Origin of the sequence: Allobosea sp., assembly GCF_030694325.1 — a bacterium.
GTDB lineage: Bacteria > Pseudomonadota > Alphaproteobacteria > Rhizobiales > Beijerinckiaceae > Allobosea.
In genome coordinates, this window is sequence record NZ_JAUXYO010000226.1 from 1 (window position 1) to 6,616 (window position 6,616).

Annotated in this window: 4 protein-coding genes, 1 tRNA gene and 1 pseudogene; all 6 read left to right on the forward strand. The window is 69.1% G+C overall.

All coding sequences use genetic code 11. The features are described from left to right. A partial coding sequence (locus Q8M82_RS14850) for a phosphoenolpyruvate carboxylase (RefSeq protein ID WP_371126371.1) occupies positions 1-2,632 on the forward strand: 2,632 nt, incomplete at its 5' end. A 199-nt stretch (positions 2,633-2,831) separates the two neighbouring features. Continuing rightward, entirely contained in the window at positions 2,832-4,412 is a 1,581-nt protein-coding gene (locus Q8M82_RS14855; protein WP_305692113.1) for an AMP-binding protein, read from the forward strand. A gap of 28 nt (positions 4,413-4,440) precedes the next feature. Further along, on the forward strand, positions 4,441-5,097 hold the full coding sequence (locus Q8M82_RS14860) for a DUF1190 domain-containing protein (protein WP_305692114.1): 657 nt from the start codon (positions 4,441-4,443) through the stop codon (positions 5,095-5,097). 79 nt (positions 5,098-5,176) lie between these two features. Continuing rightward, a tRNA-Leu gene (locus Q8M82_RS14865) sits at positions 5,177-5,263 on the forward strand. A gap of 32 nt (positions 5,264-5,295) precedes the next feature. After that, positions 5,296-6,384 (forward strand): hypothetical protein, encoded by a 1,089-nt coding sequence (locus Q8M82_RS14870; RefSeq protein WP_305692115.1) that lies wholly within the window; start codon positions 5,296-5,298, stop codon positions 6,382-6,384. 72 nt (positions 6,385-6,456) lie between these two features. After that, positions 6,457-6,616, forward strand: a pseudogene (locus Q8M82_RS14875) (IS256 family transposase); the annotation flags it as partial.

Below are 6,616 nucleotides of genomic sequence, written 5' to 3' on the forward strand. Positions count from 1 at the left end.
GCGGCGGCTGGGGCGGGAGGCGCTGCGCCAGCGCGCCGGCCGGATGGCGGCCTATGTCGGGCTCGACGGCGATGGCGAGACCGCCTTCGCCGCGCTCGCCGGCAGGCTGGCCGAGGCCGCCTCCGGCGCGCCCGACCCGCTGGCGCAGTATCGCGAGGCCGTCGAGCGGCTGCGCTTCGCGGCCGTCTTCACGGCGCATCCGACCTTCGGCATGAGCCGCAGGCTCGCCCATGCGCTGGCGGCGCAGGCCAGCGGGGAGGCGGGCGAGGCGGTGATCGGCGATGGAGCGCTGTCCTTCCGGCCCGACGGGCGGATCACGCTGCAGGACGAGTTCGAACAGGCGCGCTACGCCGTGCGCCATGCCCGCGACGCGATCGACGCGCTGAACGCCGCTCTGCTGCGGGCGGCGCAGGGGCTCGCGCCCGAGCGCTGGCAGGACCTGGCGCCCCGCCCGGTCATCCTCGCCTCCTGGGTCGGCTGCGACACCGACGGGCGCACCGATATCGGCTGGTGGGACACGCTGCGCTACCGGCTGGAATCGAAGCAGGGCCAGTTCGCGCGCATTCTCGAAAAGCTGCCGGCGGTGCCGGCGACGGCGGCCGTGCGCGCGCTGGTCGGCACGGCGCTCGCCGCGGTCGAGCGGCAATTGGCGCTGGCGCCGCCGATCACGACGCAGCCCGCCCTGCCGGCGCTGCAGGCCTTCGCGCTGGCGCTGGTCAACGAGCGCGAGGCGGCGCTGCCGGAGGCGTCGCGCCTGGTCGCGGCGCTGGACGAGGCGATCGCGCTGTCTTCCGACGACGACACGACGATGGCGCTCTGCCTGGTCAGGGCCGGCTGCGTCGCCCATGGCGTCTCGATCGCGCTGCCGCATTTCCGGCTCAACGCCTCGCAGCTCCACAACGCCATGCGCGGCGTGATTCCGCTCGACGAGGAGCCGACGCAGCCGGCGCAGCGGCGCGCCTTCCTCTCGGCGGTGAACGGTCTGCTGGCGAAAGTCGTGCCGATCGCGGTCGATTTCGGCGCTTTGGCGGCCGAGCGCGCCTCGGCGACGCGGATGCTGATGACGATCGCGCAGATCGTGAAGCATGTCGACGGCACCAAGGCCGTGCGCTTCCTCGTGGCCGAGACGGAGACCGGCTATACGCTGCTCTGCGCGCTCTGGCTCGCCAGCCGCTTCGGCATCGCCGACCGCATCGAGATCTCGCCGCTGTTCGAGACCGAAGACGCGCTGGAGCAGGGGCCGCGCATCATCGACGAGGCGCTGCGCAGCCCGCATTTCCGCGCTTATCTCAAGCGCCATGGCCGCTTCTGCGTCCAGTTCGGCTATTCCGATTCCGGACGCTATATCGGGCAGGTCGCGGCGACCTTCTGGATCGAGCGGCTGCGCATCCGCATCTGCGAGCTGCTGCGCCGCTACGACCTGTCCGAGGTCGAACTCGTCATCTTCGACACTCATGGCGAATCCGCCGGGCGCGGCGCCCATCCCGCCAGCCTCGCCGACCGGCTGGCCTATCTCGAACCCGCCTGGGCGCGCGCGGCGTTCTCCAGGGCGGGACTGCGCAGCGTGCGGGAGACCAGCTTCCAGGGCAGCGACGGCTATCTGATGTTCGGCACGCCGCAGCTGGCGGCGGCGACCGTCGGGCGCATCGCGGAGGCGGTGCTGGTGCCGGTGGCCGACGACGTCGCCGACCCGATCTATGACGAGCCCGATTTCGCGACCGAGTTCTTCCAGACCGTGCGCGAGGAAATGACGGCGCTGGTCGACGACCCCGGCTATGCCGCGCTGATCGGCACCTTCGGCCCCTCGCTGCTCGACAAAACCGGCTCGCGCCCCGCCGCGCGCCAGAGCGATGCCGGAGGGCCGACGCGCATCCGCCATCCGCGCGAGCTGCGCGCCATCCCTAACAATGCGATCCTGCAGCAGCTCGGCTGGCTCGCCAACAGCGTCCACGGCATCGGCCAGGCGGCGGCGCGCGCGCCCGATCTGTTCAACGCGATGCGCGAGCGCTCCGACCGCTTCGACCGGGCCTACCGCCTGGCCGAACATGCGCTCGCCGCCAGCGATCTCGACGTGCTGCGTGCCTATCTCGACTCGCTCGACCCTGGCAGCTGGTTCGACCGGGCGCGGCGCACGGTGCGCGAGGGACGTCGCGACGAATTGCTGGCCGTCGGCGAGGCGCTGTCGCGGCTCGATCTCGCGCCTTCGCTGCGCAGCCTGTTCTGGCGGCTCTCCTCGGACGCGCTGAAGCTGCGAACGGCTGCGCTCGATGTCCCGGAGATGCCGGCGCGGCTGGTGGCGCTGCATGCGCTGCGGCTGGCGGCGATGCATGGCATCTGGCTCAGGGCGAGCCATATCCCGGATTTCCGGCCCCATGCCGGCATCACGCGCGAGGTGCTGGTCGAGCGGCTGCTGCGGCTCGACGTGCCGGCCAGCCTCGCCTTGCTGGCCGACATCTTTCCGCTGCGGCCCGACCCGACCATCGGGCTCGACTTCGGCGAGCCGCCGGGGCCCCGCGAAACCGGCACCTATGAGGCGCTGCACCGCGACGTGATCGCGCCCATGCAGGGCCTGTTCGAACTGCTGCGCGAGATCTCGGGCGCGATCCAGCACGAGATCGGGGCGTTCGGTTAGGCATTCAGATCTGGCAGCATCCGTCATGGCGAGGAGCGTCGCGACGAAGCCATCCAGGGGGACGTCGAGCGTTGCGGCGTCTGGATTGCATCGCTTTCGCTCGCAATGACGGCGCGTGCGGGCTTCGATCGTCGTTGCATCCTGAGGATATCGGCTTACCTAGGCTGAGAGGAAACGCCAGCCGGGAGCCGAGCCAAGCATGGCCGACACCGAACGAAGCCTGCCCGTCTTCGATGCGGCGGGTGCAAGGATCACCCTGTTTACAGCCCTGCTGCAGGCGGTTTCGCGCCATGGCAAGGGCCGCGTCGCGGTCGAGGATGCCGAGCGCAAGCCGCTGAGCTATGGCAACCTCGTGCTGGGCGCGCTCGTGCTCGGGCGCAAGCTCGCCGGCCTCACCCAGCCGAAGGAGCCTGTCGGCGTGCTCCTGCCGAATGTGCAGGCGCTGGCGGTGACGCTGTTCGGGCTGTCGGCCTTCGGCCGCGTGCCGGCGCTGCTGAACTTCACCGCCGGCGTCAAGAATCTGCGGGCGGCGGGCGAACTGGCCGAGCTGAAGACGATCGTCACCTCGCGGCGCTTCGTCGACCAGGCCAAGCTCGAGGACGAACTCGAGGCGCTCGGCGAGGGGCGGCGGGTCATCTATCTCGAAGATGTCCGCAAGCAGATCACCAGCCTGGACAAGGCGTTGGGCGCGCTGGCGAGCCTCGCGCCCGGCATGGTCCATCGCGGTCATGCGGCCGGGCCCGACGAGGCGGCGGTCATCCTCTTCACCTCCGGCACCGAGGGCAAGCCGAAGGGCGTGGTGCTGAGCCACGCCAATCTGGTCTCGAATGCGCGCCAGATCTTCGCGCTGGCGGCGGGCTTCCTGTCCGAGCGGGACATCGTCATGAACCCGCTGCCGGCCTTCCACTCCTTCGGGCTGACGGCGGGCATGCTGATGCCGCTGCTGTCGGGCATGAAGGTCGTGCTCTATCCGAGCCCGCTGCACTACAAGCAGGTGCCGAAGCTGATCGGCGAGACCGGCTGCACCTTCCTGTTCGCGACCGACACGTTTTTGCAAGGTTACGCCCGCGCGGCCGACCCCGACGACCTCAAGAGCGTGCGCTATGTCGTCGCCGGGGCGGAGCGGGTGAAGCCGGAGACGCGGCGGATGTGGGAGCCCTACGGCACCACTATCCTCGAAGGTTATGGCTGTACCGAATGCTCGCCGGTGCTCGCCTGCAACACGCCGGTGGCGATGCGGGACGGCAGTGTCGGGCGGCTGCTGCCTGGCATCGAGGCGCGGCTGGAGCCGGTCGAGGGCATCCACGAGGGCGGCAAGCTCTGCGTCCGCGGCCCCAACATCATGGCGGGCTATCTCAGCGCCGACGCGCCCGGCGCGCTTCTGCCGCCGGAGGGCGGCTGGCACGACACCGGCGACATCGTCACGCTCGACGACGGTTTCGTCACCATCAAGGGGCGGGCCAAGCGTTTCGCCAAGCTCGGCGGCGAAATGGTCTCGCTGGCGGCGGTCGAATCGATGGTCGCCGGGCTCTGGCCGGACTTCAACCATGTCGTGGTCGCGCTGCCCGACGCCCGCAAGGGCGAGCAGCTCGTCCTCGTCACCGAAAAGCCCAATGCCGAGCGCGGATCCCTGCAGGAGACGGCGAAAACGCAGGGCTTCCCCGAGCTCTGGGTGCCGCGCGCTATCCTGGTGACGAACTCGATTCCGGTGCTGGGCAATGGCAAGATCGACTATGGCGCGACGCTCGAGCTCGCCCGGTCGCGGCGCTCGCTTCTGTAAAGCCACAATCATGCGGATGCTGCGGCCGATGATTCTGCTCAGTTCCGCCGCTCCGCTGCTCGGGGCCCTGCGCGCCGCCACGCTGGCGCCGCTGCTCTTTCTCGCGCCAGCCGATCTCGCGGCGCAGGAGCGCGGCGCCGTCTATGAGCGCCGCGACGAATGCATCGCCGGCGGGCTGCTGACGGCGGAGCAGTGCGAGTTCGCCTATCGCAATGCGCGCGCCGAATTCGAGCAGAAAGCGCCGCGCTACGCCTCGCGCGCGCTGTGCGAGCGCAGCCACAAGCGCTGCGGCGCGCAGATGATCGCAACCGGCGGCTGGCAGAGCTTCGGCAAGGGCGGGGCGACCTATGTGCCACGCTTCACCGGCGTGCGGGTGGCCGGGGAAGGCACAGCTCGCCGGGCCTGGCCCGTGATCGAGGGCGGCGGGCGGCCGCCTTTCGCCGGACGAAGCGTCATTGAACTGCAGGACAAGGTCGCTGGCCGCCAGGGCACGATCGGGCTCGCCGCCTCGCGCGGCCATGGCGGCAGCGGTCAGCACAGCGGCGCCCCTTTCGTGAAGCGCGGCGACCGCGACGACACGGTACGCGTGCCGATGCAGCAGAAGCCGATCGGCTCCGATGTCGCGCCGGGCCTCTATGTCGATCCCGACGGCGTCGAATGGTACAAGCCGGCGCGGCGCAACTGAGCCGAAACCGGGCCGTCCTCCAGGGTTCCTGCCGAGGCGCTTGCGCCCCGCGCCCGCGGCGGCTACCGCTCTGCCTCAGGCGGACGTGGCGAAACTGGTAGACGCAAGAGACTTAAAATCTCTCAGCCGCAAGGCTATGCGGGTTCGATCCCCGCCGTCCGCACCATCCTTGCATCGAAGTGCTTGATCTGAAAGAAGTTGTTGCAATCCAACGGCTTCGGCTCGCCCTACCGCTACAGAGGGCGCTACAAAGTGGCTATTCCAATGACATCCCTGACCCGCGCCAAGAATGGCGACTGGTTCGCCCGCAAGGCCATCCCTGAGGCCCTCCGTGAGTCGTACAAGGCGGCCTTTGGCGTGTCGCAGGAGGAGCGCTTCAGGCGGCCGGCGTCCATCTCGATGGGGCAGGCTAAGCAAGAGCTGCGCGACTGGGACGCCGAAATCACTGGCCGCATCGAGCGGCTCCGCGCACAGGGCACCGGAGCCGGGTTAGAGCTGACTTACCGTGAGGCTCTCGGGCTTGCCGGGACATGGTACGGCTGGTTTATCGCCCGCCATGAGCCAGAGCCCGGCAGTGCTGACGGCTGGGACTTGCTGCTTCAGCGGCTGGAGGATGCATACAGCCGCTTTGCACCGGCCACTGCGGCCGCCGATGAGAACTGGGCAGATCACCCTAACGTTCGACGGCATGTGCGAGGCCAGTTGTCGGAACTGGCGAGCGTTGCAACATTTCTGGCTGAGAAGGGCATGGCGCTGAGCCCCGACGGCAGCGCCCGCTTTCTGGATGTTCTGGAGCCTGAGTTCCGTCATGCTCTCGCAGCGCTTCGCCGTCGTGCGGAGGGCAACTATGCGCCAGCCCCTCGTGCTGCCGAGTACCCCGAGTTCAAGCCTCAGGCCGCCTCAGGCCTGTCTTGCTGGAAGCTGTTCGAGGCGTGGGTGAAGGAACGCCAGCCAGCGCCGGCTACGGTGAACCGTTGGCGGGCCGTCTTCGTGGCGCTGGAGGCGCGCTTCAAGGGGCGCGATATTGCATCCATCACCGAGGCGGATGCGCTCGACTGGAAGGATACGCTGGTCACCGAGGAACGGTCGGCAGTGGTTGCCAATGATGTCTGGCTTCGGGCGGCGCGAGTGGCCTTCGGCTGGGCTCTCGACAACAAGAAGGTGATCACCAACCCGTTCGCCGACGTCAGCATCGCGGTGCCCAAGGCTCCTCCGAAGTTGCGGGAGCGCGAGTTCTACGACGCGGAGTGGGAGTGCATCCTGGTCGTGTCCCATCGCGTGGTGTAGCTGAGGGTGGTCATCGGCGATTGCCGGTTAGGTTTGGGTTGCGAACGCCAACCCTGAACCGCGAGATCCCCGATGACCGACGAGATGATGAACCTGCGCGGGCTGCTGGAGAAGAGCCCTGACGCCGATCTTCTGCGCGAGATGATCGGCTTTGCCGCGCAACGCCTGATGGAGCTGGAGGTCGGCGGCCTAACCGGCGCCGGCTTTGGCGAGAAGAGCCCGGAGCGTCTGG

Excerpts from the sequence above, each read along its gene's own strand:
- Q8M82_RS14860 (WP_305692114.1), top strand. The coding sequence starts at position 4,441 with ATGATTCTGCTCAGTTCCGCCGCTCCGCTGCTCGGGGCCCTGCGCGCC.
- Q8M82_RS14855 (WP_305692113.1), top strand. The coding sequence starts at position 2,832 with ATGGCCGACACCGAACGAAGCCTGCCCGTCTTCGATGCGGCGGGTGCA.